25 protein-coding genes are annotated in these 25,744 nt (G+C 49.9%); 12 read left to right on the top strand and 13 right to left on the bottom strand.

The features are described from left to right. Positions 1 to 3: 3 nt before the first annotated feature. The 7 genes from AC2D8L_RS06060 to AC2D8L_RS06030 form a co-directional block, all read right to left on the bottom strand. On the bottom strand, positions 4 to 969 hold the full coding sequence (locus AC2D8L_RS06060; RefSeq protein ID WP_484684539.1) for a cupin domain-containing protein: 966 nt from the start codon (positions 967 to 969) through the stop codon (positions 4 to 6). Next, on the bottom strand, positions 966 to 1,958 hold the full coding sequence (locus tag AC2D8L_RS06055) for a nuclear transport factor 2 family protein (RefSeq protein WP_484684538.1): 993 nt from the start codon (positions 1,956 to 1,958) through the stop codon (positions 966 to 968). Before AC2D8L_RS06055 ends, AC2D8L_RS06060 begins: the two co-directional genes overlap by 4 nt. Next, positions 1,955 to 2,971, bottom strand: a complete 1,017-nt coding sequence (locus AC2D8L_RS06050) for a LacI family DNA-binding transcriptional regulator (protein ID WP_484684537.1) — start codon at positions 2,969 to 2,971, stop codon at positions 1,955 to 1,957. Before AC2D8L_RS06050 ends, AC2D8L_RS06055 begins: the two co-directional genes overlap by 4 nt. Further along, complete coding sequence (locus AC2D8L_RS06045; protein WP_484684536.1) at positions 2,971 to 3,735, bottom strand: SDR family NAD(P)-dependent oxidoreductase; 765 nt, start codon at positions 3,733 to 3,735, stop codon at positions 2,971 to 2,973. Before AC2D8L_RS06045 ends, AC2D8L_RS06050 begins: the two co-directional genes overlap by 1 nt. Then, entirely contained in the window at positions 3,732 to 4,772 is a 1,041-nt protein-coding gene (locus AC2D8L_RS06040; RefSeq protein ID WP_484684535.1) for an ester cyclase, read from the bottom strand. Before AC2D8L_RS06040 ends, AC2D8L_RS06045 begins: the two co-directional genes overlap by 4 nt. Then, positions 4,769 to 6,079, bottom strand: a complete 1,311-nt coding sequence (gene hisD / locus AC2D8L_RS06035) for a histidinol dehydrogenase (RefSeq protein WP_484684534.1) — start codon at positions 6,077 to 6,079, stop codon at positions 4,769 to 4,771. Before hisD ends, AC2D8L_RS06040 begins: the two co-directional genes overlap by 4 nt. Positions 6,080 to 6,284: 205 nt before the next feature. After that, complete coding sequence (locus tag AC2D8L_RS06030; protein WP_484684533.1) at positions 6,285 to 7,325, bottom strand: ABC transporter ATP-binding protein; 1,041 nt, start codon at positions 7,323 to 7,325, stop codon at positions 6,285 to 6,287. A 242-nt stretch (positions 7,326 to 7,567) separates the two neighbouring features. Here AC2D8L_RS06030 and AC2D8L_RS06025 point away from each other — a divergent pair, with 242 nt between their 5' ends. From AC2D8L_RS06025 to AC2D8L_RS06010, 4 genes are all read left to right on the top strand, one after another. Continuing rightward, positions 7,568 to 8,809, top strand: coding sequence for an ABC transporter substrate-binding protein (locus AC2D8L_RS06025; protein WP_484684532.1), 1,242 nt, complete (start codon positions 7,568 to 7,570; stop codon positions 8,807 to 8,809). Between the two features lie 64 nt (positions 8,810 to 8,873). Further along, on the top strand, positions 8,874 to 9,896 hold the full coding sequence (locus AC2D8L_RS06020) for a carbohydrate ABC transporter permease (RefSeq protein ID WP_484684531.1): 1,023 nt from the start codon (positions 8,874 to 8,876) through the stop codon (positions 9,894 to 9,896). A 3-nt stretch (positions 9,897 to 9,899) separates the two neighbouring features. Continuing rightward, the gene (locus tag AC2D8L_RS06015; protein WP_484684530.1) at positions 9,900 to 10,781 is read left to right on the top strand and encodes a carbohydrate ABC transporter permease; all 882 of its coding nucleotides are present in this window, start codon (positions 9,900 to 9,902) and stop codon (positions 10,779 to 10,781) included. 2 nt (positions 10,782 to 10,783) lie between these two features. Continuing rightward, positions 10,784 to 11,782 carry an ester cyclase gene (locus AC2D8L_RS06010; RefSeq protein WP_484684529.1) on the top strand — a complete coding sequence of 333 codons (999 nt, stop codon included), beginning with the start codon at positions 10,784 to 10,786 and terminating at the stop codon, positions 11,780 to 11,782. Between the two features lie 206 nt (positions 11,783 to 11,988). Here the strand turns inward: AC2D8L_RS06010 and AC2D8L_RS06005 are convergent, their stop codons facing one another. Next, positions 11,989 to 13,014: a LacI family DNA-binding transcriptional regulator gene (locus AC2D8L_RS06005; protein ID WP_484684528.1), complete on the bottom strand. Its 1,026-nt coding sequence runs from the start codon at positions 13,012 to 13,014 to the stop codon at positions 11,989 to 11,991. Between the two features lie 194 nt (positions 13,015 to 13,208). Here AC2D8L_RS06005 and AC2D8L_RS06000 point away from each other — a divergent pair, with 194 nt between their 5' ends. The 7 genes from AC2D8L_RS06000 to iolB all read left to right on the top strand — a co-directional run bounded on the left by AC2D8L_RS06000 (position 13,209) and on the right by iolB (position 19,110). Further along, positions 13,209 to 13,874, top strand: coding sequence for an amino acid ABC transporter permease (locus tag AC2D8L_RS06000; RefSeq protein WP_484684527.1), 666 nt, complete (start codon positions 13,209 to 13,211; stop codon positions 13,872 to 13,874). A 9-nt stretch (positions 13,875 to 13,883) separates the two neighbouring features. Beyond that, a complete protein-coding gene (locus tag AC2D8L_RS05995) occupies positions 13,884 to 14,534 on the top strand; it encodes an amino acid ABC transporter permease (protein ID WP_484684526.1) in 651 nt (216 codons plus the stop codon). 111 nt (positions 14,535 to 14,645) lie between these two features. Further along, entirely contained in the window at positions 14,646 to 15,476 is an 831-nt protein-coding gene (locus AC2D8L_RS05990; RefSeq protein WP_484684525.1) for a transporter substrate-binding domain-containing protein, read from the top strand. Between the two features lie 33 nt (positions 15,477 to 15,509). Further along, complete coding sequence (locus AC2D8L_RS05985; protein WP_484684524.1) at positions 15,510 to 16,283, top strand: amino acid ABC transporter ATP-binding protein; 774 nt, start codon at positions 15,510 to 15,512, stop codon at positions 16,281 to 16,283. Positions 16,284 to 16,450: 167 nt separating this feature from the next. Continuing rightward, complete coding sequence (locus AC2D8L_RS05980) at positions 16,451 to 17,341, top strand: NAD(P)-dependent oxidoreductase (RefSeq protein WP_484684523.1); 891 nt, start codon at positions 16,451 to 16,453, stop codon at positions 17,339 to 17,341. Positions 17,342 to 17,356: 15 nt separating this feature from the next. After that, entirely contained in the window at positions 17,357 to 18,220 is an 864-nt protein-coding gene (locus AC2D8L_RS05975) for a sugar phosphate isomerase/epimerase family protein (RefSeq protein ID WP_484684522.1), read from the top strand. Between the two features lie 83 nt (positions 18,221 to 18,303). Next, complete coding sequence (iolB, locus tag AC2D8L_RS05970) at positions 18,304 to 19,110, top strand: 5-deoxy-glucuronate isomerase (protein WP_484684521.1); 807 nt, start codon at positions 18,304 to 18,306, stop codon at positions 19,108 to 19,110. 153 nt (positions 19,111 to 19,263) lie between these two features. Here iolB and AC2D8L_RS05965 read toward each other — a convergent pair whose 3' ends face one another. From AC2D8L_RS05965 to AC2D8L_RS05945, 5 genes are read right to left on the bottom strand one after another with little or no spacing between them, the layout of a single operon-like run. Continuing rightward, positions 19,264 to 20,223, bottom strand: a complete 960-nt coding sequence (locus AC2D8L_RS05965; protein WP_484684520.1) for a glucokinase — start codon at positions 20,221 to 20,223, stop codon at positions 19,264 to 19,266. Then, positions 20,220 to 21,332 (bottom strand): ABC transporter ATP-binding protein, encoded by a 1,113-nt coding sequence (locus AC2D8L_RS05960; protein WP_484684519.1) that lies wholly within the window; start codon positions 21,330 to 21,332, stop codon positions 20,220 to 20,222. The genes AC2D8L_RS05965 and AC2D8L_RS05960 overlap by 4 nt, the downstream gene beginning before the upstream one ends. Positions 21,333 to 21,367: 35 nt before the next feature. Beyond that, complete coding sequence (locus AC2D8L_RS05955) at positions 21,368 to 22,207, bottom strand: carbohydrate ABC transporter permease (protein WP_484684518.1); 840 nt, start codon at positions 22,205 to 22,207, stop codon at positions 21,368 to 21,370. Between the two features lies 1 nt (position 22,208). Next, positions 22,209 to 23,096, bottom strand: coding sequence for a carbohydrate ABC transporter permease (locus AC2D8L_RS05950; RefSeq protein WP_484684517.1), 888 nt, complete (start codon positions 23,094 to 23,096; stop codon positions 22,209 to 22,211). 25 nt (positions 23,097 to 23,121) lie between these two features. Next, the gene (locus AC2D8L_RS05945; protein ID WP_484684516.1) at positions 23,122 to 24,369 is read right to left on the bottom strand and encodes an extracellular solute-binding protein; all 1,248 of its coding nucleotides are present in this window, start codon (positions 24,367 to 24,369) and stop codon (positions 23,122 to 23,124) included. Between the two features lie 133 nt (positions 24,370 to 24,502). On the opposite strand from AC2D8L_RS05945, the gene AC2D8L_RS05940 reads away from it, so the two are divergent. Then, on the top strand, positions 24,503 to 25,696 hold the full coding sequence (locus AC2D8L_RS05940; protein ID WP_484684515.1) for an ROK family transcriptional regulator: 1,194 nt from the start codon (positions 24,503 to 24,505) through the stop codon (positions 25,694 to 25,696). The last annotated feature ends 48 nt before the right edge of the window (positions 25,697 to 25,744 follow it).

Genomic DNA, 25,744 nt, shown 5'->3' with positions numbered 1-25,744 from the left:
GGATTAAGCGTTCCAAGTCGGCCCTTCAGGGTCATCGGTGCCAACAACATGATAAAGCGCTGCTTCACCTGTCATTGAAGGCACAACAGAGTGGGCGGTATTTTCTGGCATGCTCATCGTATCGCCAGGTGCTAACGTTGCCGAACCATCGGCCCAATCCACCCGCCAATGCCCTTTGACTGGCATCAGAACTGAGGGATGTTTGTGCTCGTGTTTTTCAGCACTCGCCGACGCATTTGTGATGAAGTCAACTTCAAATCCGGGCCGATCCCGCAACTTGCCGTTCTCGCCAATCACTTTGGCTGGATTGTTGTCCGCAAGCGCCACCAAGTCCCAGTAGCGGGCGATATATGCTGGGATCACATCTGCGGTTGCAGGTTCTGGAAACTGCTTTAGTTCTTCATCTGTCAGCAACGGCATTGGCTTCTCGCCGTCGGGCAAGTTCTCACCTTTTTTGGTGTCATAGAGCTTTCCCTTGCTCGAGAGAACAAGTCCATGATCTTTTGCGTCCTCGATAACTTGCGGCGCCCAAACGACACCACCGCCAGCATCATCACCTCCAAGGATTGCCATGATCATGCCGTAGTCGGTCCCGATATTCTCAAACCCGCGGAAAATGCCAGTGGGAATGTTAAAAATGTCGCCTTCTTCCAGCGTCACTTCACCAGCGTCGCCCCAGCGTCCCCAAAAGAACCGCCAGCGACCCTTAAGGACAAAAAACACCTCGGCTGTTCGGTGAACATGCAGGGAATTTCTGCATTTGGGGGGCTGACCGGCTGCGCCAATGTTGAACCCATGTGGCAAAGAGATATGCACATGTTGATCCGGGCTTTCTGACACACCACCACCGATAATCGTGAAATTCTCTTTCTGGTCCGACCCTGGGGTATGCGCATCAATAAAAGCGGTTTTGCATGGCTTCAAATCGCCATAGCGAACAATGCGGGATTCCATTTCTTGCGGGGTCATTCAAAATCTCCAGTATGCATGAGGATCTGTTTCCAGATCGCAACTTCGTCAATTAGTGTAAATTCGCGACGGATCGTGCCGTCATCGTGGCCGAATGGCCCAAAATCAGCATGGCTCATGCCCATAATGTGCACGGGCGCACCGGTTGGCACACCGAATGTGCCAAATCCGTCATGCTTGCCGGTCAATGACCATCGGATGGCGGCGCGGGGTGGCATAAGAGGGTCTTCACGTCCAATTTGGTGGTGGATCTCAAACTTTGCCGAAGGAAATGAAGAACGCAGGCCCAACCAAAAATGTTCAGCCGCGTCCCAGCCATAATCGAATAGGATGCGCGGGTAACCAAGACTGCATGCCCGATCGTACCGGGCGCGGATTGTTTCTAGCCGCTTGTCCATAATATCAGTCAAGATTGTGGCAAATCGCTCGCCCCAAACATTATCGTTGCCGCGTGAATGATAACCGCCGTCGACGTCTTGATCTGGCGTGAATGGGCGCATGCAATTGTCTGGTCCGCCTTCGCGGCGGATCAGTTCCGCGGCGTAATCTTTCGGCTCCCATCCCAATTGTTCAGCAAGCCCAGCGACATCGCGGATGAGCCATTCGTCAAAAATTGTGTCTTCTTTTGCTGCGCAGTCTGCAATGGCACGAATTTCAAATCGATTTCCGGTGGCTTCACCGAATGCACCGTCACCCAAATGCGTGCCCGTGGTCAGGATGCGATGTGAGGAGAGGTAGCCCGTGTCTTCATCACCAGACCAGATCACATCTTCGCCCAGAAGTTGACGGTCAGGAAATTCAGCAAGCGTCGCCAATGTCCCGTCAATTACAGCGCGGTTGCCGATGACGAGACCAGAGGGGAAACGCATCGGGATTTTTTCTGCATAATAATGGTCCAGGGTGCGAAGTTTTCGCTCTTCCCAGATCTCGTGGGTAATGCCCAAAATATAGTCTGGAAAATCTTTCCAACGATTTGAAAAGCCCTTCATGATGTCCATCCTTCTGGTACGCGAGCCGAACCACGCGCAATGAGCGGGCCGTCGATTTCAATCTTTTGTGTGGGGCGTTCAGGGTCTTCGATTTTGGCAAGAATTGTTTCTACTGTTGCCTCGACCATTCGATTGACCGGTTGGCGCACGGTTGTCAGGCTATAGGCTGGCCAAGATGCTAGTGGAACATCATCGTAACCCACAACTGAAATGTCTTCTGGCACGCGAAGACCAAGCTCGTGGCGCAAGGTGTCGACAACAGCAAAAGCCATGTGATCATTGCCGACGAAAATCGCATCTGGCGGTTCGGCGCTTGCCATCAAACTTCGTGTCGCTTCAGCCGCTGTTTCCTGATCAAACATACCGTCAATCAAGGCGATTGGCTCTTGGCCGTGGGCCGTCAATTTTTCGACAAAACCACGTTGGCGGTCGCGCCCAGTTGAAGAACCTTCCCATCCGGCAATGTGTGCAATGCGTTTGTGTCCACCAGCCAACAGGAACTCTGCGACTTTGCCGCCGCCTTCAATATTGGCCGATGTCACCGATGAATGTCCGGATCCGTCCTGACCACGGTTGAACATAACAACAGGAATACCCGCGACGGCGCAGCGCTGGGTCAAATCCGAAGACATAGCAACTGAAGCGGTGATGATCCCGTCGACTTGATAATCGATGAGTTCCTGCACTACTTTGCCAATTGTGCCTTGTCCGTTCGTCGCCATGAAAACGAGGATATGATAACCCTTTGCCTGCAACGCGTTGGAAAGGCGTTCAAGGGCAATTGGGTAGAATTGGTTTTCCAAATATGCCACGACCAGGCCAATGATCCGGCTTTTTCCCGTAATCATAGCGCGTGCAAGTGAATTTGGGCGATAGCCTAGTTCTTCAGCCGCCTTGTGCACGCGGGCGATGGTTGCTTTTGATGCTGACGCACCTGAAAACACTCGACTTACCGCCGATTGGCTTACACCTGCTTTTTGAGCAACATCTAGTGAGGTGACTTTTTCGTTCATCAATCTGCCGTCCATCCGCCATCAATCATAAGTGCAGATCCAGTTACCAGTGCAGAGGCATCTGAGGCAAGAAACTGGACACCGCCCATTATGTCTTCGACTTCGCCAATCCGACCAAGTTTGATTTTGTCTTCGATCCATTTTCGACGTTCCGGATTGTCAAATGTGCTTTGGGTCAGCGCTGTGCGAACAAAAGTTGGGCAAATGGTGTTAACGCGAATTTTGTGCGGCCCCCATTCGATGGCCATCGCCTTAGTAAACCCTTCGACCGCGTGCTTTGTGGCTGAATAAACCGCGCGGTCAATTCCGCCCACATGGGCCATTTGGCTTGAGATGTTTATTAGGCTGCCCGGTTTACCCGCCGCAATGAGCCCTTTGGCCACGGCCTGGGTCAAAAAATAAGCACCCTTTACATTGACCCCAGCAACATCATCAAAATCGCCCTCAGGTGTATCGATGGAAGGGCCGTGTCGTGCCATGCCAGCGGCATTGACCAACACATCAAAAGGTTTTTGATTCTGAAGCGTTGTTTGTGTGGTGGCGACGTCTGCAACATCAAGAACCAGCACTTCAACGTCCATGCCCGCACTCGACATTTCAGCGGCCAATTCTTCCAATTTTCTCTGGTGACGCGCTGCGAGCGAAACTTTTGCGCCTTGTTCACCAAGGGCGACCGCACAGGCCGCGCCTATGCCAGAAGATGCGCCAACCACCAACGCGCGGCGTCCATCTAGGCCAAAAGAGGGGGTGCGGGGCAATGTCATTGTGTTAATCCGTCTGAAATTTCGATTGCGCCTATATTTCGCACTTTGTTGAACTCTTTCAAGCGCGCAAAAACGTCCACGCCCACTTGAGCGTATAGATCTAGGAGATCAACAAGCACCCAGTTTTCTCGAATTAAGCCGTTTTCAAGACGCCAAAAATCTAAACTGCGCAACAAAACTTCACGTCCCGCAGGTGCAATGCCCATCCACCCATCATCGGATAGCGTTAGACGCATATTTGGCCAGCCAGTTTCACAAACATATTCGCCCTCTGCGAACCAGTGGGACATCAGGTCGCCCATGGCGTCGAGTTTACGATCAGGCATGGCGTGCAGAAATGGGATCTGATGCCAATTGCGGAAGCCAGATATACCGCGTCCAGTTCCAATGCCTGCTGGGCCATACCAATTGAAGCGCGGATGCCAAAAACGGTCGAGTTCCATTACCTTTGGATCAGGATTTGCCGGATACTTGCAAAGCGAGGTGAGCATATTAATGACATGGTCCATCGTTGCCTGCCCATCGCCAGCAACGTTCAAACCATCGCCAGACATAGGCGCCGGTGTGCACAAAAATGCACCAAGTTGCGGGGCCATAGGCCAAGCGCGCGCCTGCATCATCAATTCGGGAATGTCCCAAATTGCCTGTACCTCGGTAACCCGACCATCTTGCACACAGTAAAACTCGTGATAGCGCATATGCGCCAAATGCCCGGTTGGTGGAATATCTAAAAACGGGGATGTGAAGGTCCCCATATAATTCCCCATCGTGCCGATCCAGTCCTGCCCTTCAGGGGTCGTCCCGGACATCAGGATCATGTCTCGGCGTTCAAGGTCTGGCATGGTAGCCAACAAAGGCTTTAGGCAAGTTTCCCAATATGCGTCCGGCCCAACTAATTCGCCAAAGGGATGGCAGATTTGGATCTTCGCGTCTGGGGCGAGCAGGGCAGACATCGCTTTGCGAACCGGCGCTTCACTCGCTTGCGCCATAGCCTTGCGATAAGGCTCGATCAACGATTTTAGTGCGGAAGAATTCATTCGGCAGCTGCCCCATAAGCAACATTTTTCCCGCCATAGCGACGAACGCGTAGATTGCACTGTTCGGCATGTCCAACAAAACCTTCAAGCATGCAAAGCCGAGAGCCATAGGCGCCGATTGTTTCGGCGGCTTCGTCTGTTGTGATTTTTTGATAACTATGTGTTTTCAAAAACTTACCGACCCACAACCCGCCAGTGTAGCGGCCAGCCTTTTTGGTCGGCAAAGTATGGTTGGTGCCAATCACTTTGTCCCCATTTGCAACATTTGTGCGGGGCCCAAGAAACAGTGCGCCGTATGAATGCATGTTCTCAAGGAACCAATCATCACGATCTGTCATGATCTGCACATGTTCTGATGCAATGTCGTTGGCGACTTCCAGCATTTCATCATAATCGTCGCAAACGATGATCTCGCCGTAACTTTCCCAACTGGCGCGCGCAGTCTCTGCCGTGGGGAGGATGGTCAAAATTCTGTCGATTTCCACCAATGTCTGCTCAGCCAACTTTTTAGAAGTTGTCACAAGGACTGCAGGCGAATTATAGCCATGTTCCGCTTGCCCCAATAAATCGGTCGCGCACATTTCAGCGTCAACAGTTTCGTCAGCGATGATCATCGTCTCGGTTGGCCCGGCGAAAAGATCAATGCCAACACGACCAAACAATTGCCGTTTTGCTTCGGCGACGAATGCGTTGCCGGGGCCGACAAGCATATCAACTGGTTTGATGGACTGAGTGCCAATGGCCATTGCGCCCACAGCCTGCATGCCGCCCATCACATAAATCTCGTGTGCTCCGCCCATATGCATTGCGGCCACAATTGCTGGATGCGGTGCGCCATTTACCGGCGGCGCGGATGCAACAATGCGAGGAACCCCAGCAACATTGGCCGTTAAGACTGACATGTGCGCCGAGGCAACCATCGGGAACTTGCCCCCAGGGACATAGCAGCCGACTGACTGAACGGGTATATTGCGATGCCCTAAAACAACACCGGGCATGGTTTCAACTTCGATGTCAGTCATTGATGCGCGTTGAGCTTCGGCGAATTTGCGAATTTGGGTTTGGGCAAACTTGATATCGTCCATGTCGCGGGTGGAGACTTGCTGCATCGCAGCTTCAATCTCAGAAGCAGACAGACGAAAACTTTCTGGCTCGTAACTGTCGAATTTTGCGCTCAATTCACGCACTGCTGCATCGCCGCGCGTCTCGATATCTTTCAGCGTCGTCTCGACTATATTGCGAACCTTCGCATCGTCTTCAGCGCGTTCAGATTCGGGTTTGCCATGCTTTAGAATTGCAATCGTCATTGTTTAGTCCTTTTTCGTTCGGCACATAGCAGCCGTTATTCTGCGTAATCCTTAGGCTTACGACTTAAATTCATGAGATCGCCGTCGCCGGCGAATGCTTCCGCCAGCAAGTTCGTCTGCACACCTTTTGAGCGGCTTCACAGTAGTGGTGCCAACTGAAGCAGCTCCGATTGCATCGAAATCATGCTTCGCATTGGCCCTCGGCTTACAATCTTTCGCCACTCTCAGCGTCGAACAAATGGCAAATGTCGGCAGAAACGGAACCAACGATTGGGTCCCCAATTTCTGCGCGAAATGTCTTAGGTGCCTTGATCGATACAAGCGCGCCGCCAGCGCGGAATGTCACCATGGTTGCGTCGCCAAGTAACTCAAGCGAATAGATCGTTGCTTCGATTTCACCTTTGTCGGCCAGGCCAGCATCCTCTGCTCTAAAACCAAGCGTTACGGGACCATCGGGGCCCTTAAGGCCAGCGATTCTGACATTTTTGCTGGTGAAAACGCCGCCGTTCAGCTCACCCTGCATCAGGTTCATGGCTGGATTGCCGATGAAACTTGCAACGAAGGTGTTAGCGGGGCGATCGTAAATTTCGGTCGGCGTTGCGACCTGTTGAATGACGCCTTTAAACATGACCACGACCCGATCTGCTAGAGTCATTGCTTCGATTTGATCGTGGGTCACATAAACTGTTGTCACCTTCAGTTCGTGAGACAGATTTTTGATTTGTGCACGGGTCGAAACACGCAGTTTAGCGTCCAGGTTGGATAAGGGTTCGTCCATCAAAAACACATTCGGCCGACGCACAATTGCGCGGGCCAATGCGACCCGTTGGCGCTGACCACCGGAAAGCTCCGCAGGGCGTCGATGTAAAAATTCGGTCAATTCCACCATTTCGGCAGCGCGACGAACGCGCTCATCATGATCTGCCGGATCAATTTTGCGAACCTTAAGCGGAAAACGGATATTTTCGTAAACATTCATGTTGGGGTAAAGCGCGTAACTTTGGAACACCATCGCCACGTCTCGGTCTTTTGGATCAAGATCATTTACTCGCTTACCATCAACAACAATATCGCCGCCTGACGCATCCTCCAACCCTGCGATCATGCGCATGGTTGTTGTTTTGCCACAGCCAGATGGCCCCAGAAGAACTAGGAATTCTTGGTCAGAAATTGTCAAGTCAAAGTCATGAACCCCAACGAAGGTCCCCCAGCGCTTGGAGAGATTGCGTAGCTGAATTTCGGCCATACGACTTTCCTTTTTTGCATACGATTGCAATTAACTTAATCTCAATTTTCTGACTACGCAAGCCCCTGTTTTCTCAAAATCTGCACGATTCAAGTTAAAATACATCTTGCAAAAAGTTCGGGGTTACGTGTAATGTTGCATTCGTATGCACAAATTGACAATTACGCCGACTGACGGAGTAGTGAGATAAAATTGCGGACCATTAAAACTGGTCAAGATACAAAACGTGGAGGAGAGAAGACATGTATATGTGGAAGAAAGTAGCGCTTACGACAGCGTTCACCTTGCTGGGTAGCACGGCAGCAATGGCCAGCTGTGGCCTTGATGGAGGGCGTGTTAGTATTGTTGGGAACGAATTCCCTGCTATTCACACTGTAGCAAATGGCGCGGCGGAATGTTCTGTCGATGGCGTTGAAGTTAAGTCAAATTTGACCGCCGACCACCAGAAAATCAATCTAGCGGGTATGCAGGGAAATCCTGCTGAATATACAACCGCGATTATTGCTAATTCATCGGTTGTTGCATTGATCAACGAGGATGTTGTGCGCCCACTTGACGACTTGGTGGCAGAGTTCGGTGCGGATATTCCTAAGCATCGCCTCATTACTATTGATGGCAAAATCTACGCTGTTGCATTTATGGCGAACGCACAAACATTGGCTTACCGCAAAGATGTCCTCGCGGACGTTGGTGTCGATGTACCCAAGACTTATGAAGAACTATTGGCAGCTGCTGAAAAAATCCGTGCAGCCGGCATTAGTCAATATCCAGTTGGCGGCGCCTATGCGTCTGGCTGGAACCTCGCGGAAGAATTCGTGAACATGTATATTGGCCACGGCGGTGAGTTCTTTAAGCCAGGAACAGCCGAAGTTACCATCAACAACGCGCAAGGTATTGCAGCGTTAGAAATGATGAAAGCGCTAACTGAATATATGAACCCTGACTTCCTGACACACGATTCGAATGCGACCAATGCAGAAATGGAAGCTGGAAACGTGATGTTGATGAACATGTGGGGCTCACGCATGGGCAACTTGATGGACAGCGAAGGTGCTGAACCTCAAGTTTACGAAAACATCACAGTAGGTGCTCCACTGACAGTTGGTGGCGGCAGCATTCCTGCATCAACACTATGGTGGGACGGCTGGACCGTCGCAAAGAATGTCTCAGACGCTGACGCCAAGGCAACATTTGTCGCCATGTCAAAAGGCACCAGCCCAGCCATTCTTAACGACGAAACAATGTCGCAAGCCGTTTGGATGATTGAAGGCTACCAACCAGCACCAGTTAATGATGGGGTATTTGCCGCCATCAATATGGGTGCCAAGCCTTATCCAATGTTGCCTTTCATGGGCTTGCTTCACACGGCCACCGGCGACAACCTAGCTGAGTTCTTGCAGGGCAAGGAAAGTGCTGAGCAAGCGCTTGCTGATGTCGAAGCTGCCTATACAGCTGCGGCACAGGAAAAAGGTTTCCTCAACTAATCTAACTTTAGGGGCGGCGCACTAGCTGCCCCTTTTTTTCCTTTTCCATTGCGGAGCAGCACATATGAAACACAAGACATTTATTTGGTTCGTCCTGCCATCAAGCCTTGCGATGCTGCTATTCATATTTTTGCCCCTTATTTCGATTGTGGTGCAGTCGCTTCATGTTGATCATGAGCAAGTTATTGTCAGCGTCGAAAATTGTGGGCCGTTCGGTTGCACAGAATCGACAATGATCGATCAAGAGGCGACCCAGGCGCTGCGCCAAGGTCAACCATTTGGCCAGTTCGCCGGCGCAAAAACCTATTTTGACCGCGGGCATTTGGCTGTCGACGAGGTTGGCGAAGCCTGGGGTGCGGCTGAGGGGTGGCGGGACTTTGGTGCGCGGATGTTGAATTTGCCGTTTTACAAAGCCATGGCATTCACTCTCACCTATACATTTGTTGTAACGCCGCTCGTTATCATCTTTGGTTTTATGATTGCCGTAGCGGTCAATAGCGCCGTGCGCATGGTGCGCGGGCCACTCATTTTCATGTCATTGCTGCCAATGATGATCACGCCACTGGTTGGCGGATTGATCTTATTTTGGATGGTGGACGCGCGAGGCATTGTTGGGGCAACGCTGCAGGGTATCTCTGGCGATCCAAATCTTTCCATTAAGGCATCAACCCCGCTGATGTGGGTTATGCTGATGGTTTATGGGGTCTGGCATTCGGCGCCGTTCGCATTCGTTGTTTATTATGCGGGACTTCAAACCGTTAACAAAGAAACGCTCGAATCTGCAATGATTGACGGCGCAACACGATGGCAGCGCATCCTTTATGTCGTGCTGCCGCATTTGCTGCCGCTGACGACTTTTATCGCGCTGATGCAGTTGATGGACAACTTTCGTGTATTTGAGCCGATCATTAGCTTTGCAGCGTCTGCTCACGCAACTTCACTCAGTTGGGCAATTTACAACGACTTGGGCGGTGAGACACGTCAGTTATCGTCATCGGCAACCACATCTGTACTAACGGTTATCGGCATCATAATTCTACTGACGCCAGTGCTAATCCGCACTTGGCGCGACTTTGGGCGGAGATAAGCCATGTCAAGCAAGGCGTTAAATAAACCTCTACCGTTGACGATTTTCACTTTCGTTGTTCTCGCAGCATGGGTGATTATAGCTGCCATGCCGTTCCTCTGGACATTATGGGGTTCCTTCAAGGTAGAAGGGGACTTCTTTTCCAAGGCTGACTGGGCGGCGGCAATCACCGGCGCTTTGACGCAAGTTGAAACGGGCGGCCAATTCACCGGACAGGGTTACCATGGTGCATGGATTCAGGAAGAGTTTTGGCGTGCAGCTGTAAATTCAACAATCGTTTGTGTGTTTGTTGTGTCCATATCGCTCACATTGGGTACGTTGGGCGGCTACGCTTTATCCCGGTCCCCGCATCGTTATGCATTTTGGTTTTTGATTATTGCGCTTATTTTTCGCGCGCTTCCGCCAATCACGTTGGTGTCTGGCTATCTGCCGGTATTTTTCCAATTCAACCTTTGGGGGCATTTGCCAACAACGATCATCGTGCTGGTGGCCATCAACCAACCTTTCACGCTCTGGATGTTGCATTCATTCTTCAAAAACATTCCACAAGATCTGGACGAAAGCGCGATGGTGGATGGGTGTAACCGTTTCCAAGCCTTCCGACATGTGATCATTCCGGTCATGTGGCCAGGCGTTATTACGACCGGCTTGTTTTCCTTTCTGCTTGCATATAATGACTTTCAAGTCACGGCGATGCTATTATCATCTGACAATCAAACCATGATCCCGAAGATCAATAGCTTCCTTGGTACGACCCAAACGAAGGGCAACGTGATGTTTGCCGTATCAGCGGTGATTTCGGTCACGGCGCCGTTGTTCGTCATGATCATGGTTTTCCAACGTCAGATCGTTTCCGGTCTAACTGCAGGCGCTGTTAAGGGATAGAAATGTCGAAGACTGACTATCAGGCTGAAAAGGCGTTGGTGCGCGCGCACTATCATGCTTTGGCCAAGGCGACACCAGATTCTGTTGCCTCGGTTCTAGCGGAACGCACCAGTAGCAATTGGCACTGGCGGGGCATGCATCCGTTTCATGAACAATATGGGGCAGAAAATGTCGCACAGAGCTTTTGGAAGCCTTTCATAAGTTCAATGCATCGGGTGCAGCGCCGTGAAGACATTTTCATGGCTGGTCGGAACCAAATTGATGATTTTCAATCGGTCTGGGTGATCTCGATGGGGCATCTTATGGGGCTGTTTGACCAGCCCTTTCTCGGCATTCCCGCCAGCCGAAAAATTACCATGTTGCGCTATGCCGAGTTCAATCGCGTTGAGAACGGGGAAATTGTCGAAACCGCACTATTTTGCGACCTCATTCATCTTATGCATCAAGCTGGATTGCAGCCCCTACCACCACAAACTGGGCAACATTTGATCCAGCCGGGCCCAGCCACCCATGATGGATTACATTTCGATGATGCAAACCCAGCAATGGGCGAAAAGACCTTAGAGCTGATTAACAATATGATCAGCGACATCAATTCAGCGGGCAAGTTCACGCCACAGGAAGAGCTTGCGCGATGTTGGAGCGACGACATGATTTGGTGGGGCCCCGATGGAATCGGCGCCACATACACGATTGATCGATATATCGAGCAACATCAACGCCCGTTCCGCACTCAACTAGCAGACCGCAAATTTAACGGTCATATCTGTAAACTGGCTGAAGGAAATTTTGGCGGTTTCTTTGGTTGGCCCAACCTAACGCTGACGCCAACAGGGGGCTATATGGGATTGCCCGGCACAGGCAAGCCCGCCGATATGCGTGTCGTCGATATGTATCGACGGGACGGTGACAAGCTAGCGGAAAACTGGATTTTCATCGACATCTTGCATTTCTTGAACATGCAAGGGCTGGATGTGTTGGGTCGGTTGTCCGAAAGCTAATCGAGGGATAGTGTGAAAAAGCCAAAGGCGAATGGCTAACACTTTCCTTCGCTAAGGGCTATATGGTCAAGCCGTGTACGCACACCCTGATAGAAGCTGCAAATCACACTTTCACTTTTGATCGTACAATATAGCGGTTTGCTAGCGACCTCCAATCTTGCTTTCACATCCACCAACAGTTGCCGACCGTGACCACGGAGCGTGGCTCATCCATAGGTGGAGCCGTGGAGATTTTCGGGGGTGATGATTTCGACTTGCAAGAACTTTGGTTGAGTGGGCATTTGGTTGAGGTGCGCAACCAATGTCGTCGTTGTTTTTAGGGCAGCAATCTGCATGTTTTGGTGAATGACAATATCAATAGATCCATCAAGCAGATAGGAGCGGGTTTTCGGTGTTAAATTGTGGCAGACAAGTTGGATATCGCCACGCCTGTCCGTTTCCTTCAATGCGCGCACAATACCTTCATTTCCGCCGCCAACATTGTAGACGCCGACAAGGTCTGGTGTGCTTTTGATTACTTTCTCAATCTCTTTATAGTTTCCTTCGATGTCATCATTGCCCGAATATATGCTTATGACGTCCAGCTCCGGAAAATCTCGACGCAGCACTGCACGAAAGCCCATCTCTCGGTCTTCATGGCTGTGGTATAATTGTCCGCCAGCGATAATTGCAATTTTGCCGGGTACCGGCGTCATGCGTCCCATTAGAAATGCGGCGGTACGGCCAGCGGCGCGATTGTCGATGCCGACAAACCCGACAACAGGGGCATTCTCCAATCCAGATAGCAAAGTTAGAACCGGGATATTGTACGAAACAAGTTCATTTACGGCATCGCGGACCCTTGGGTCATCGAGTGCTTGAAACGCTACAGCATCGATGCCCTGACCGATACAGGCCCGCAATTTGCGCGCTAAGCTACCTGGTTCCATCTTCTTTGTGAAAACGCATTCAATGGTGGCATTGCCTTGCGCGCCGACTTCTTGAAAACAGGATGCTAAATACTCAGTTGATGGGCCTGCGCCTTCAGGCAGCAACACCTTTATTCGCCAAGGATGCTTTCGAACAACATCATTATTACCCATTTCAATAGATTTTTTGGCTTGCAACACCCGTTGCCTGGTTGCGTCGCCAACATTCTCTCGTTCGTTTAAAACCCTGTCGACCGTAGCCGTGCTAACGCCTGCGATACGGGCAATTTCACCAATCTTGGCAGTGCGCTTTATCTTAATCAAAGAAGTAAAATCCCATCAATTTATACATCAACATGATTTGATTATATGCATCAAATCACATCAATTACAACCAACTGATGGTTTTTTCTTGCGGTATTGATGGTTCTTTATCAATGTGTGGACGTTAGGATGCGAAGCGTCCAATCGCAGAGGTTAGATGAAGCTATTATGCAGAGCTCCCGGGGGAACAAGAATTGAACAAGTTGGACTTCAGTGTCGTGATCGAGCGGTGGGCAGATTTGCTGCATGGGGTGTTGTTTACCCTAGCACTTTCGTCCGCTGGGATCATTCTAGCACTAATCATCGGTGTTAGTGGTGTCGCCATGGTTCGATCTGGTCGAAGATTGCTTCAGATCCCAGTTGTCATTTTTGTGGAGGTCATCCGCAATACACCATTTTTGGTGCAGATATTCTTCCTGTTTTTTGCCCTGCCGCTCATCGGCATGCGGCTCAACCCGACCGTGACAGCAATTATTGCGCTGGCCATAAATGGTGGCGCATATTCGATTGAAATTATCCGGGGTGGCGTGGAATCCATTCCAAGGGGTCAACTTGAGGCCGGCGCGGCGCTGGGGCTATCGCGAGCGCAGGTCTTTAAGGATATTGTTCTGATCCCAGCCCTTCGAGCAATTTACCCGGCGCTGACTTCGCAATTTATACTTCTGACGCTAACATCTTCTGTTTGCTCGTCAATTTCGGCGAACGAGTTGACGCACTTCGCCCAGCGGATTGAATCTGAAACGTTCAGAAGTTTCGAAGTCTATTTCACCATAACCGGTCTCTACCTGTTGATTTCGTGGGTCATCATGCTCGCGCTATCAACCCTGGGTAGTCGCTATTTCAGTTACCCCAACCAGTGAGTTTGAAAGATGGATAAGTTTGGATCTTCTGAATTTTTGTTTCTGCTCCAAGGGTTGAAATGGACAGTGCTGCTGACAATGATCAGCTTTGTTGGTGGCGGTGTTATCGGACTTGCGATTGCGCTGGCACGGGTGAGCCCAATAGCGATTGTTCGGCGGTTAGCAGCAGCTTACATCGCGCTCTTTCAGGGCACGCCACTATTGATGCAATTGTTCGTTATCTATTATGGCCTCGCGTTAATGTCCTTCAATATCGACGCCTGGGTTGCCGTATCTATCGCCTATACCGCCCATGCAAGCGCATTTTTGGGCGATATCTGGCGCGGTACAATTCAATCTTTGCCAAAGGGGCAAATTGAAGCCTCAAACGCGCTGGCGCTGGGCTATGTGTCGCGCATGCGAGATATTGTTCTGCCCCAGGCACTAAAGATTTCGCTGCCGGCAACAATCGGCTTTGCGGTGCAACTGACCAAGGGCACTTCGCTTGCGGCGATTGTTGGCTTCGTGGAGCTTGCGCGCGCTGGGCAGATCGTTTCGAACCTAATATTTCAACCATTACTGGTCTTTGGAATTGTTGGGATTATCTACTTTTTCCTTTGTTGGCCCATGTCGATTTGGGGGTCGCACATGGAACGCAAACTGGCGCTGGGACTTAGATAGGCAAAACCTGGAACGTTTGGACTGAAGTGTTTCCAATTGGAATTCTGTTTGAACAATTCAAACAGCAATAAGGCAGCTTTTGCTGCAACTGATAAATGAGGAGGAGAAAACATGAACATCTCAAAATTCACACGTAGAACAATAATGTGTGCTGTTGCGAGTGCTGCAATGTTGGGTGTGGTTGGTGTGGGAAGTGCCGCTGCAGATACATTGAGCAATATCAAAGAGCGTGGAAAGGTTGTTATTGGAATTCAAGGCGACAACCCGCCCTTCGGTTTCCTTGACACAAGCGGCAAAAATGACGGCTATGACGCTGACCTTTCAGCATTGTTTGCGGAATATTTGGGCGTTGACCTTGAATTGGTAATTGTCACCAACCAAAACCGCATTGCTGGCTTGCAGGCGGGCAAAGTGGATGCTCTTTTCGCTACTTTGGGCATTAGTGCTGAACGCGCAAAGTCTTTGCAATATAGTATCCCATACGCAGAAGACAGCATGCCGCTAATCGCTGCAAAGGGCACCAATGTTATGGCAATCGCCGATATGGACAGCCTAACAATTGGTGTGCCGAAGGGAAGTGCACAAGAAAACTTGATCCCGACATTGGCACCAAACGCGACAATGTTGAGCTTTGATGATGACTCATCCAACATTCAGGCTCTTCTGTCAGGTCAAGTTGATGCCATTGCGGCAAACCAGTTTGCAATCGGGCGCATTGAGGAAAATGCACCAGGCAAATATGCGGAAAAACTGATCCTTGCGACCAACTATAAAGGCGTCGGTACGGTGCTTGAAGATAAAGCAATTAATGAGACCGTGAATGCATTCCTTGAGGGAATTAAGGCTGACGGTACAATGGATGAGCTTTATCAAAAGTGGTTCAAAATCGGCATGCCTAAATTCGAGGCACCGGTTGAAGGTGTGTCGTTTACCGTCGAATAATACCAAAACTCCCAAGTAATGAAGGTCGCCGATATGCCATCTGATAAACAATTGTCCGTTTCGGAGAATGAAGTTCTTATTGAACTTAGCAACATAAACAAATGGTACGGCGACTTTCACGCTCTTAAGGATGTGAATTTGACCGTGAGAAAGGGTGAGCGGATCGTTCTTTGCGGACCGTCCGGGTCCGGCAAGTCAACCCTGATCCGTTGCATAAACCACTTAGAAGAAATTCAAAAAGGCACAATTAAAGTTTCGGGCCGTGAAATTGATAAAGCGGCGAAATCCATCGAAGCCGTTCGTCGAGAAGTTGGAATGGTGTTTCAGAGCTTTAATTTGTTTCCGCACCTCACAGTCATTGAAAACTGCACTTTGGCATTGCGTCGAGTAAAAGGCGTGGCCGTGCCAGCAGCAGAAGAAATTGCCCGGAAATATCTCGATCGTGTTCATATACTTGAGCAAGCGGAAAAGCACCCCGCACATTTATCAGGTGGACAGCAACAGCGGGTCGCCATTGCGCGTGCGCTTTGTATGGAACCCAAGGTTATGTTGTTTGATGAACCAACATCCGCGCTAGACCCAGAAATGGTGAAAGAAGTGCTGGATACGATGATCGGGCTAGCTGAAGACGGCATGACGATGATCTGCGTAACCCATGAAATGGGATTTGCTCGGCAAGTCGGACACCGCGTTTTGTTTATGGCTGACGGCGAAGTTCTCGAAGAAGCAACCCCCGAAGATTTCTTTAAAGCACCAAAACATGAACGCGCAAAATCGTTCTTGGGCGAGATATTAGCGCACCACTGATTGTGAACTAAACCACGATCACGCATTCGAGTTTTTAATTGGGCATTGGGGTGTCTACCGGACCCGCCCGGCGCAACCATGCGCTGAAACCCTTCAATCGAGTGCTGGGCCAACGGCGCGGCACTTCATAAACAAAAGTCGGTAACCATGGTCGACAGGAGAGAAACATGAAACGAGCAGGCGTCGTAGGTTTAGGCGATATGGGCAGCGGTTTGGCCAAAAATCTCATCAAAAGTGGCTTTGAAGTCAGCGGATTTGATCTGAGCGACGCTCGTATGTCTGCTTTAGCGGACATGGGGGGCGAATGCGTCAAATCAGTAACTGAGGTGGCGCAAAATTCGGATGCTGTCTTTGTTATGGTCATGAATGGTGATCAGGCGAAAGCGGTTATTCTTGGTGATGACGGTCTCATCAGCCGCATGCCCAAAGGCGGCGCAGTATTGTTGACTGCAACCATCAAACCCTCGGAAGTCCGAGACATTGCTCTGGCCATGGAGGGATCAGGTATCCATCTGATCGACACGCCAGTGTCCGGAGGTTTTCCCGGCGCGCAAGGCGGAACGCTTACAATGATGGCGGCTGCGGCCTCTGCGGTTCTTGACGAGTACAAACCGGTCATGGAAGCGGTGTCAAAAACTATCCATCGTGTGGGTGAGCGGGCAGGTGACGGCCAAGTTATGAAATCATGCTTACAAACCCTAATCGGATCAATATTTGGTGCGACCTTTGAAGCCGCATCTCTGGCGGCGAAAGCAGGGGTGTCGGGCCAAACTCTTTTCGACGTGTTTTCGACATCGGGCGCCAGCTGCGGCGTCGCCAATGGCGCGTTAGAAAACATTATTGATCGCAAGTTTGAAGGTACGGGTTCAGGCATCGGCACCATGCACAAAGATCTCACAATTTCGCTTGATATGGCCGAAGAGTTGGGTGTGTCCATGTTTATGGCTTCAACAGCAATGCAAATATTCCAACAGGGCAAAGCGAAGTATCCCCATGGAGACAACTGGATTTGCACCCGCGTTATGGAAGAAATTGTCGGCGCTGAACTGCACCGCTAGGAAGGAACAAAGAAGATGAAACTTGGTGTGATTTGTGACGGCATCAGCCGCGAATTAGCCCATGCTGTAAACGTTATGGACGAGTTTGACCTCGAATATGCGGAACTGCAATTTGTTGGGAATACTGAAGTTGGCGACCATACCGCCCAAGAGATAAAAGATATCGACACATTGCTGCGGGATAGAGGTAAACCTGTATCATGCTTGTCGCGTCATGTTTTTGCTGGAATGACAACAGACAACGTTCCTGGTGACGATTTGCACACCCGACATATGGACGCCCTTAAACGCGTAATGGATATGGCAGATATTGTCGGCTCTCCATTGGTGCGCATTATGACCAATAAGAAAGAGCAAATTCTTTGGGGTCGTGGCGGTGCGGAAAAATGGAATGTTGCGAATGGCGCGTGGGACAAAACACTACCGTTGATTGCCCCAGCCGTCGAATTGGCCAAGGAACGCGGACTAACGCTGGTTGTTGAAACGGGCAATGGAACGATGGTCAATTCCAACTATACGGCCCGCAAATTGATTGATGATCTTGATGCCAAAGACACACTGAAAGTCTTGTGGGATTCAGCGAATAATTGTTGGTGCCACGAGTTGGCCTATCCTGATGGTTATAACGAAATTCGTGATGGCTATTTGGGTCATGTCCACATCAAAGACGTGTTGGTGGACACCCCACGCGCAACTCTTACGGTCAAAAGAATGGGCGAAGGTCAGCTGGCGCCGTTGTTCCAACCCATAGCAAATGCCTTACGCGCGGATGATTACGATGGTGTGATTTCATTGGAAAGCGTCTATCACCCCGGTGACGGAGACTTCGAGGCCGGATTTCGTGAGTGCATCGGTCGATTTAAAGAACTGTTTGGCTAAAATTGTATAATGTCTCCCACACTGGTACTGCTTGAATTCGGGGATTTTGGCGGTACCGGTTCGGGAAAAAAATGAGGAAAACTGTGACCAATCTTTTGCGCAATCCAATTGGTACTGAAGGCAAAGTTCACGAGATAACCCCCGCGACGGCAGGTTGGGATTATGTCGGATTTAGTCTTTATCGACTTGCTGCCGGGCAAAGTGCAGCCGAGGTCACGGGCGAAAATGAAGTCATTCTCGTGTTGGTGGAAGGTAAAGCAGATATCACCGCAGACGATAAGGCGTTCGGCGAGCTTGGCGACCGCATGGACGTATTTGAACGCACGCCGCCTCACTGTGTTTATGTACCCAACGCGTCGAGCTGGGGTGCTCTCGCGACGACAGATTGCACATTGGCTGTTTGTTCTGCGCCTGGAAAATCCGGGCATGACGTTCAAATCATCGGACCGCCCGGGATTGAACTTGAAGAACGCGGTAAAGGGACCAACACGCGTTATATCAACAATATTGCGATGGAAGGCCGCGATGTTGCAGACAGCCTGCTGGTCACTGAGGTGTTTACCCCATCCGGACATTGGTCATCTTACCCGCCCCATAGACACGACGAAGATGATTATCCAAACATGACCTATTTGGAAGAAACTTACTATCATCGTCTCAATCCGGCGCAAGGTTACGGCCATCAAAGGGTTTGGACCGAAGATGGTTCATTGGACGAAACAATGTCTGTTTCCAATCATGATGTTGTTTTGGTTCCTCGCGGACACCATCCGTGCGGTGCACCTTACGGTTATGAAATGTACTATCTGAACGTAATGGCCGGGCCACTTCGAAAATGGCGATTCAAAAACCACCCGGACCACAATTGGATTTTCGAAAAAGACAAATAAGTAGCAAAGACCGCCGCCAAAAAGCAGCGTCGGCGTGTGTGGTGATCGCAGGTGAGGGACTTGGTGTCGGCGTCTCCCTGAGAAACCAAGCGTCCTGCCAACTTTGTGACTGCGAATTGCAGCGAGCGTCTAAATCGGCGCGAAGTGTGTTTGTCAATAATCAGCAATATATGCAGCACATCCGACGACGCCAATACTGTCTTCCGTGACGATGTTGATCGAAAACTCGCGCATTAGGGCCGTCTGGCGACCTTTGGCTTCAAATACAGCTCTGAATTTTTCTTCTTTTAGCCAAGGGGAAAGCGCGCGTGTCACGCCACCATACAAATAGATGCCACCAAGGGGTAGGTTAGCCAATGCCAAATCACCGACCGTTCGAGCGAAAATATCAACCACCAATTCGACAGTTTTCTGGCAGGCTATGTCTGTCGAGGCCAGCGCTTCCTTGGTTATTTGCGCAGAGTCATAATTTTTGGCCTGCAAATTCAATTGGTGGCAAACATGCAGATAGATATCCTGAATTCCCTTGCCCGACAATACGCGTTCTACCGACGCTCGGGTGTATTTAGAAGCCAAAAAGTTCCGCAATGCCCATTCCTGTTCAGTTTCAATGGGCAGCGTAATGTGGCCACATTCGGCCGGCCATGCATAGCATTTGCCGTCGGGCAAAAGAACAGACGTTGCAGCATTGAAACCGGTGCCTGCACCAACGATCATTTTTCGCGCCCCTGATTGGTTTTGTGGACCAGAAATATGTTCGGCAACATCACTTGATAAGCGATGCAGCGAAAATCCGAGTGCTTCAAAATCGTTTATCGCTTCGGCCGTGTTTGATCCCAATTCAGCTTTTACTTGCTTGAGATCAATCACCCAGTCGCAATTGGTCATTGGTATGACGCTACCCTGTATGGGGGCTGCGATTGAGAGACAAATGTGAGAAGGGTGACTTCGTTGGACAGATGACAGGTAGGCCTTTGCTGCATGTACAAATGAAGTGTGGTCCTTATTCAACACCTTCACACATTTTGCCGGTTGGCCACCTGGCTCCAAAACAAGGCCAAATCTGGTGTTCGTCCCGCCAACATCAGCAAGCAGTGCATTTAACGCACTCATATACGTTGCTCAGTATCAGGATCGAAGTAGGAGATCTTTGTGAGATCGAAATAAATGGGCAGACGCTCGCCTGAGCGGACATCGATGTCGCCATGCAACCGTGCAGTTATTTCTGCCCCAGCCAGCAAAATTTGCGCAAACGTATCGGAGCCCGCAGGTTCAACAACATCAAGCAAACAGTTTGCCACTTGTTCTGGACCCTTCGTTTCCGGTGCTCGATCCGTTAGGGCCTCAGGGCGCAAGCCGATCATCACCTGCTTATTGTCATATTGGCTGAGGCCCGACGGGGGCGTGTAGTCAGTCAACACTATTGGATCTTCATCTTCCCGAGAGATCGTTATCTGTGCAGTTTCTTTGGTGCACTGAATTTGGGCGTGGCATAGATTCATGGAGGGAGCGCCCATGAACCCAGCCACAAACATATTTGCAGGTTGATTATAGATTTGCTTTGGCGTTCCCGCTTGCTGGATGACGCCGTCTTTCATGACCAAGATCTTGGTGGCCAATGTCATTGCTTCGATTTGATCGTGGGTAACGTAAATCATCGTTGCCCCCAATCGTTCGTGCAACCGCTTGATTTCGGTCCGCATTGTTACGCGCAGTTTGGCGTCCAAATTGGATAGCGGCTCATCAAACAGGAATAGTTTAGGGTCTCGTACCAGCGCTCGACCCATCGCCACACGTTGGCGCTGCCCGCCAGAAAGTTGGGCAGGAAAACGATTGAGCAATGGCTTGATTTTGAGCAATTCAGCCACTTGACCAATTTTTTGGTCCTGTTCCGCTTGTGGTACTTTTCTGACCTCTAGGCCAAAGCCAATATTGTGGGCCACATCCATATTGGGGAACAAAGCATAGGACTGAAACACCATTGCAATATCCCGTTTGGAAGGGTCCGCATGGGTGATATCTTTGCCATCAATATGTATTTGACCCGATGTTGGTTCGGTCAAGCCGCCAATACAACTGAGCAAGGTGGATTTTCCGCAACCAGAAGGGCCAACAAGCACAAGAAAATCACCGGGCTCAATCGCGAAATTGATGTCCTGCAGAATTTTGAGGTCGCCATAATCCTTGCAAATGGATTGTACAGATAAGATGGGATGAGACACTATTTTCTCCTCATGCGGGGAAAGATCATTTCGGGTCAGCCTTTAACACTGCCGGCAACAAGACCAGAGACGATAAAACGTTGGAAAAACACCGCAAGAAAGGCGGGTGGTAATGTGGCAAGTACGCCCACGGCTGCGATGACGCCATAGTCTGTGACGCGCCCCGCGGCAAAATCTGCAATGGCGATGGGCAAAGTCTTAGACGATAAATCGCTGGTAAAAATGAGGGCGTAGAAAAACTCGTCCCACGCAACCAAAAATGAAAGCATAGCTGTCGCAACGATTGCCGGGGCAACCAATGGCAGAACAACTCGCCGCAATGTGAATTGGGTCGATGCCCCTTCAATAAACGCGGCTTGTTCGATTTCAACAGGCAACACATCAAAGTTCGACTTCATCAACCACACTGCGAAGGGCAAGAGCAAAGCGCAATAAACCGCCAACAGGGTGATGATATTGTTCAACAAACCGAAACTGCCAAACACTTGGTACAAGGGCAAAACATAGGTAATGGGCGGCATCATAATTGTTGCTAGGAATAGAAACAAAAGCGACATAGGTGCCTGGCGCCGGGAAAAGGCATAAGCGGCAGGAATTGCCAAAGCAAGAGCAACCAATGTCGCGCCACCTGCTGTTAAAATCGAGTTGCGCAACGCCATTAGAAAACGTTGGCCACTGCCATTTTCCCAATCAAACAATACCACGTAGCGCGAGAAATCGATTTCGGACGGCATCCAGTTTAGTGGCACTGTCGTTAGGTCCTGCGGGCTGGAGATGCTCATGATCAACAGCCAGATAAGCGGCGCAAGTGTAAAGAATGCCAGCGCAATCGACGCGCCATAAAGAAAGCAGCTATGCAAGAATTTCTTATTCATCTTAGCGACCCTCCGATTGAGCACGAACGCCTTTATAGTAAATCGCAATCAAAACCGCGCTGACCGCCGCAACCAGCACCGCATAGGAAGAGCCACTGCCGGTGCGCAGATAGTTGAAATATTCCTGATAAACAAAGAAACTTGCTGTTTTTGTGCTGTCCACGGGTCCGCCTCTTGTCATCACATAGATGATGTCAAACACGCGGAACGCTTCAATGGTACGCAAGATTAAGACGACCGAAAGTGGTCCCAAAATCCAGGGCAATGTGATCGATCTAAATCTTTTCCAAGCGCCTGCGCCTTCAATAGAGGCCGCTTTGTGGAGATCTGATGGGATGGTTTGCAATGCAGCCAGAGCGACATAGGCGATAAGCGGGAAGTTTTTCCAAACGTCCGCAAGAACGACCATGTTCAGCGCGAGGGCAGGGTCGCCCAACCAGCTTCGATATTCACCAATAAACCCGAGCTGAAACAACATCGAGTTTAGCGCGCCATAGTCGGGATGATAGATCAAACGCCACGCCAACGCATTGACGATGGTCGGCACTGCCCATGGTAAGATGATCAATGCGCGCATAATGTTTCGGCCGCGAAAGCTTTGGTTGAGCAACATGGCCGCGCCGACGCCGATTATTGCCTCCGCACCAACCGAAACGAGCGTGAAATAAAGCGTACGCCCAAGGGCTGCGCGGAAATAGGGATCTGTTAAGGCGTAAACGTAGTTTTCAAAGCCAATCCAGTTTGGTCCAACGGTTGAATAACTAATCTCCGCGTCAGTAAAACTTGCGAAAAATGTCTGAACAAACGGTATTGCAGTAATAAGGAGGAGGACAATGACGGTAGGCGCCAATAGAAGCCATTTTTCATGCTTTTTTCCGATGCCGGACATAATTGTTCCTCCCCCTTATATTTATTTATCTTACAGCTTTTACACGTGCTGCGGCTTCATCCAATGCGGATTTTGCGTCGGTTTGGCCCAAAAGTGCACCATGGATCTGAGACTGTAGAATGCCAGAGATCTCAGTGTAAGACTTCACCAATGGACGTGGTGACATAACAGCGATTGCATCAGTTGCAGCCGAAACGAGGTCTTCTTGACCATCAACAACAGCGGCTTCTGTGTAAGACGCTTTCCAAACGGGAAGGCTAAGCGTCGCATATTTTTCCTGAACCGATTTGTTGGTTAGGTGTGAAATATATGACCAAGCTTCGTTGGCATGAGGGCTATTCACTGGAATACCAAGACCCATGGAACCATTCACGGCTGATGCAGTTGATACGCCGTCAACACCAAGACCTGGCACAACACCAACTTTACCCGCTACAGAGCTTTCGTTTGGATCGTTCACCAGAGAGTTCATGTAGGTCCAGTTCAACGCGAATGCTGCATCGCCATTTGAAAACACACGACGAACATCTTCTTCAAAATATTCGGTTGATGCTGGGTTGGTCAGACCGCTTTTGAGCGATCCTGCCATATATTCAACGGCTTTAAGCGAACCACCTTCGTTAAAGGCAGGTGATTTAGGATCGTCATTGTTAAAGAACGCGCCACCAAATGCTGACGAGATCGTGGTGTAATCACAAATCATCGCTTCTGACTGTGACCAGCTCCAAACCAACGGATGCTCGACCAAGCCTTTATCTTTGATGATCTGGGCTTGAACTAACAATTCATCCCAAGTGGTGGGTGGATTTTCGATGCCAGCTTTGTCTAAGATCTCTGTGTTATAGAACATGTACTTGGTATCAAGGATCCAAGGCATGCCGAATTTCGCGCCCTTATATTCAACTGTTGTCCAAGCACCATCAAAGATTTGATCGTCCATGTCTGCCGGAAAGCGTTCAGACAAATCTGACAAGAAGCCACGTACTGCGAATTCTGCTGGCCAAATTACATCGAACAACACGACGTCATAGCCATTGTCACCGGCACCAACAGAAGCGACGATTTTGTCGTGCAATGCTTCGTAGGGCACAAACTCCATATTGACGGTAACGCCAGGGTTCGCTGCTTCGAACTCGGCAGTCATGTCTTTGATGTTTTGCTCGCTATAAGCGGCTTGGCTCATAAAGAGCGCATTGAGCTCAGTATCGGCAAAGGCGCCCGATGCGCTCATTGCCAAAACAGAAGCAGCTGCCAAAAGTACGGTTTTTTTCATGATTATTTCCTCTCCTCACTAATTTCCATTGGCAAAATAACGCCGAAATATATTTTGTCAAATGATTTTACAAAATAGACGAGCATTTCAATTTCGGCTACGAGGAGCCTGTGATATTTTATGGACATGGCAGTTGAGAAAAACAAAACTACGAACATCAGGTACAAACCCAAGCCGGACAAAGTCTCACAATCTACGCGTAGTCATTGAGGTTATCCGCACCCAAGCGCCGATTTCGAAAACCGAAATTGCGACGGTAACGTCATTGTCTCGGCAAACGATTCAATACATTGTCGCTGAGCTGGAAGCTGCTGAATTAGTTGAACTAATTGACGGTGAGATCTCTGGTCGTGGACATCCGGGAAAGAAAATTGTACTGGCCCCAAAAGGGGCCTACAATGTAGGCATCCATGTAGACCGATTGTCATTGCGGGCTGTTGTTTGTGACCTTACAGGCGATGTGATTTGGCAACGGTTTCAACGCCTGGAAAACTGGGATGTTTCCGATGCGAATCGGCTCATCAAATCTGTATTTGATGAATTTGTTGCCCTGAGACCATCAGAAGCAAAAAAACTTGTTGGTGTCGGTATCGCTGCCCCGGGCCCGTTTAACGAAACAAACATTCGCTCAGACGATTTAGCTAACTTCCAGCAGGTGGGCACCAAAGAAAACGTCAAAAAACTATCTGCCGAAATAGGTCTGCCATTCATCGTTGAGAACGATGCGACTGCAGGGGCGATCGGCGAACATTTACATGGCAAAGGGTCGCCGTTTGATACATTTGTGTTTCTGCAGTTCGGCATAGGGCTTGGCGCTGGACTAATCTTGAATGGAAACAAGTTCACGGGCAGTTCAGAGATCGCCGGTGAAGTCGGACATATCGTCATCGAACCTGATGGCTTGAGGTGTTCTTGTGGTAAAAACGGATGCCTTGAACGCTATTTGTCGATAGACGCATTGTGTCGTGATTTGGACCTGCAGGTTGATGATGAGCTGCTCAACGACAAGATTGGTGACCTGATCGCACGGCGTGACGAGGCTTTGTTAGAGTGGATTGACAAAGCAACGCCACGTCTGAAGCAATTGGTTAACACGCTTGATATGATTATTGATCCCGAAGTCATAATTGTTGGCGGCACCGTCCCAAAGCCATTTCTTGACCTACTGATTGAAAGAAGCAAACCGTTCCTTGACCCGTTGAACCGTCAGCGTGGGGGCGAACAGTTGCTTGTTGGCACATCCGGAGATTTTGTCGTTGCCGCCGGTGCAGCAGCGGCGTCCGCCGAGTCTCATTTTGCACCAGCACTGACAAATCTAATATTGTAGACGTGGTGGGCATTTTACATCTTTGACTAAATTGGCTGGCAATCCAGC

The sequence above is a fragment of the Maritalea sp. YIW29 genome, assembly GCF_057219265.1.
Note: the sequence above shows the minus strand (reverse complement) of the source record. Positions and strands in the feature narration are given on the sequence as shown.

Excerpts from the sequence above, each read along its gene's own strand:
- AC2D8L_RS05965 (WP_484684520.1), bottom strand. The coding sequence starts at position 20,223 with ATGAGTGCGTTAAATGCACTGCTTGCTGATGTTGGCGGGACGAACACC.
- AC2D8L_RS06030 (WP_484684533.1), bottom strand. The coding sequence starts at position 7,325 with ATGGCCGAAATTCAGCTACGCAATCTCTCCAAGCGCTGGGGGACCTTC.
- AC2D8L_RS05980 (WP_484684523.1), top strand. The coding sequence starts at position 16,451 with ATGAAACGAGCAGGCGTCGTAGGTTTAGGCGATATGGGCAGCGGTTTG.
- hisD (WP_484684534.1), bottom strand. The coding sequence starts at position 6,079 with ATGACGATTGCAATTCTAAAGCATGGCAAACCCGAATCTGAACGCGCT.
- AC2D8L_RS06055 (WP_484684538.1), bottom strand. The coding sequence starts at position 1,958 with ATGAAGGGCTTTTCAAATCGTTGGAAAGATTTTCCAGACTATATTTTG.
- AC2D8L_RS05995 (WP_484684526.1), top strand. The coding sequence starts at position 13,884 with ATGGATAAGTTTGGATCTTCTGAATTTTTGTTTCTGCTCCAAGGGTTG.
- AC2D8L_RS06015 (WP_484684530.1), top strand. The coding sequence starts at position 9,900 with ATGTCAAGCAAGGCGTTAAATAAACCTCTACCGTTGACGATTTTCACT.
- AC2D8L_RS06020 (WP_484684531.1), top strand. The coding sequence starts at position 8,874 with ATGAAACACAAGACATTTATTTGGTTCGTCCTGCCATCAAGCCTTGCG.
- AC2D8L_RS06025 (WP_484684532.1), top strand. The coding sequence starts at position 7,568 with ATGTATATGTGGAAGAAAGTAGCGCTTACGACAGCGTTCACCTTGCTG.
- AC2D8L_RS06010 (WP_484684529.1), top strand. The coding sequence starts at position 10,784 with ATGTCGAAGACTGACTATCAGGCTGAAAAGGCGTTGGTGCGCGCGCAC.
- AC2D8L_RS06050 (WP_484684537.1), bottom strand. The coding sequence starts at position 2,971 with ATGAACGAAAAAGTCACCTCACTAGATGTTGCTCAAAAAGCAGGTGTA.
- AC2D8L_RS06040 (WP_484684535.1), bottom strand. The coding sequence starts at position 4,772 with ATGAATTCTTCCGCACTAAAATCGTTGATCGAGCCTTATCGCAAGGCT.
- AC2D8L_RS05950 (WP_484684517.1), bottom strand. The coding sequence starts at position 23,096 with ATGTCCGGCATCGGAAAAAAGCATGAAAAATGGCTTCTATTGGCGCCT.
- AC2D8L_RS05985 (WP_484684524.1), top strand. The coding sequence starts at position 15,510 with ATGCCATCTGATAAACAATTGTCCGTTTCGGAGAATGAAGTTCTTATT.
- AC2D8L_RS06060 (WP_484684539.1), bottom strand. The coding sequence starts at position 969 with ATGACCCCGCAAGAAATGGAATCCCGCATTGTTCGCTATGGCGATTTG.
- AC2D8L_RS05975 (WP_484684522.1), top strand. The coding sequence starts at position 17,357 with ATGAAACTTGGTGTGATTTGTGACGGCATCAGCCGCGAATTAGCCCAT.
- AC2D8L_RS05990 (WP_484684525.1), top strand. The coding sequence starts at position 14,646 with ATGAACATCTCAAAATTCACACGTAGAACAATAATGTGTGCTGTTGCG.
- AC2D8L_RS06045 (WP_484684536.1), bottom strand. The coding sequence starts at position 3,735 with ATGACATTGCCCCGCACCCCCTCTTTTGGCCTAGATGGACGCCGCGCG.
- AC2D8L_RS05945 (WP_484684516.1), bottom strand. The coding sequence starts at position 24,369 with ATGAAAAAAACCGTACTTTTGGCAGCTGCTTCTGTTTTGGCAATGAGC.
- AC2D8L_RS05955 (WP_484684518.1), bottom strand. The coding sequence starts at position 22,207 with ATGAATAAGAAATTCTTGCATAGCTGCTTTCTTTATGGCGCGTCGATT.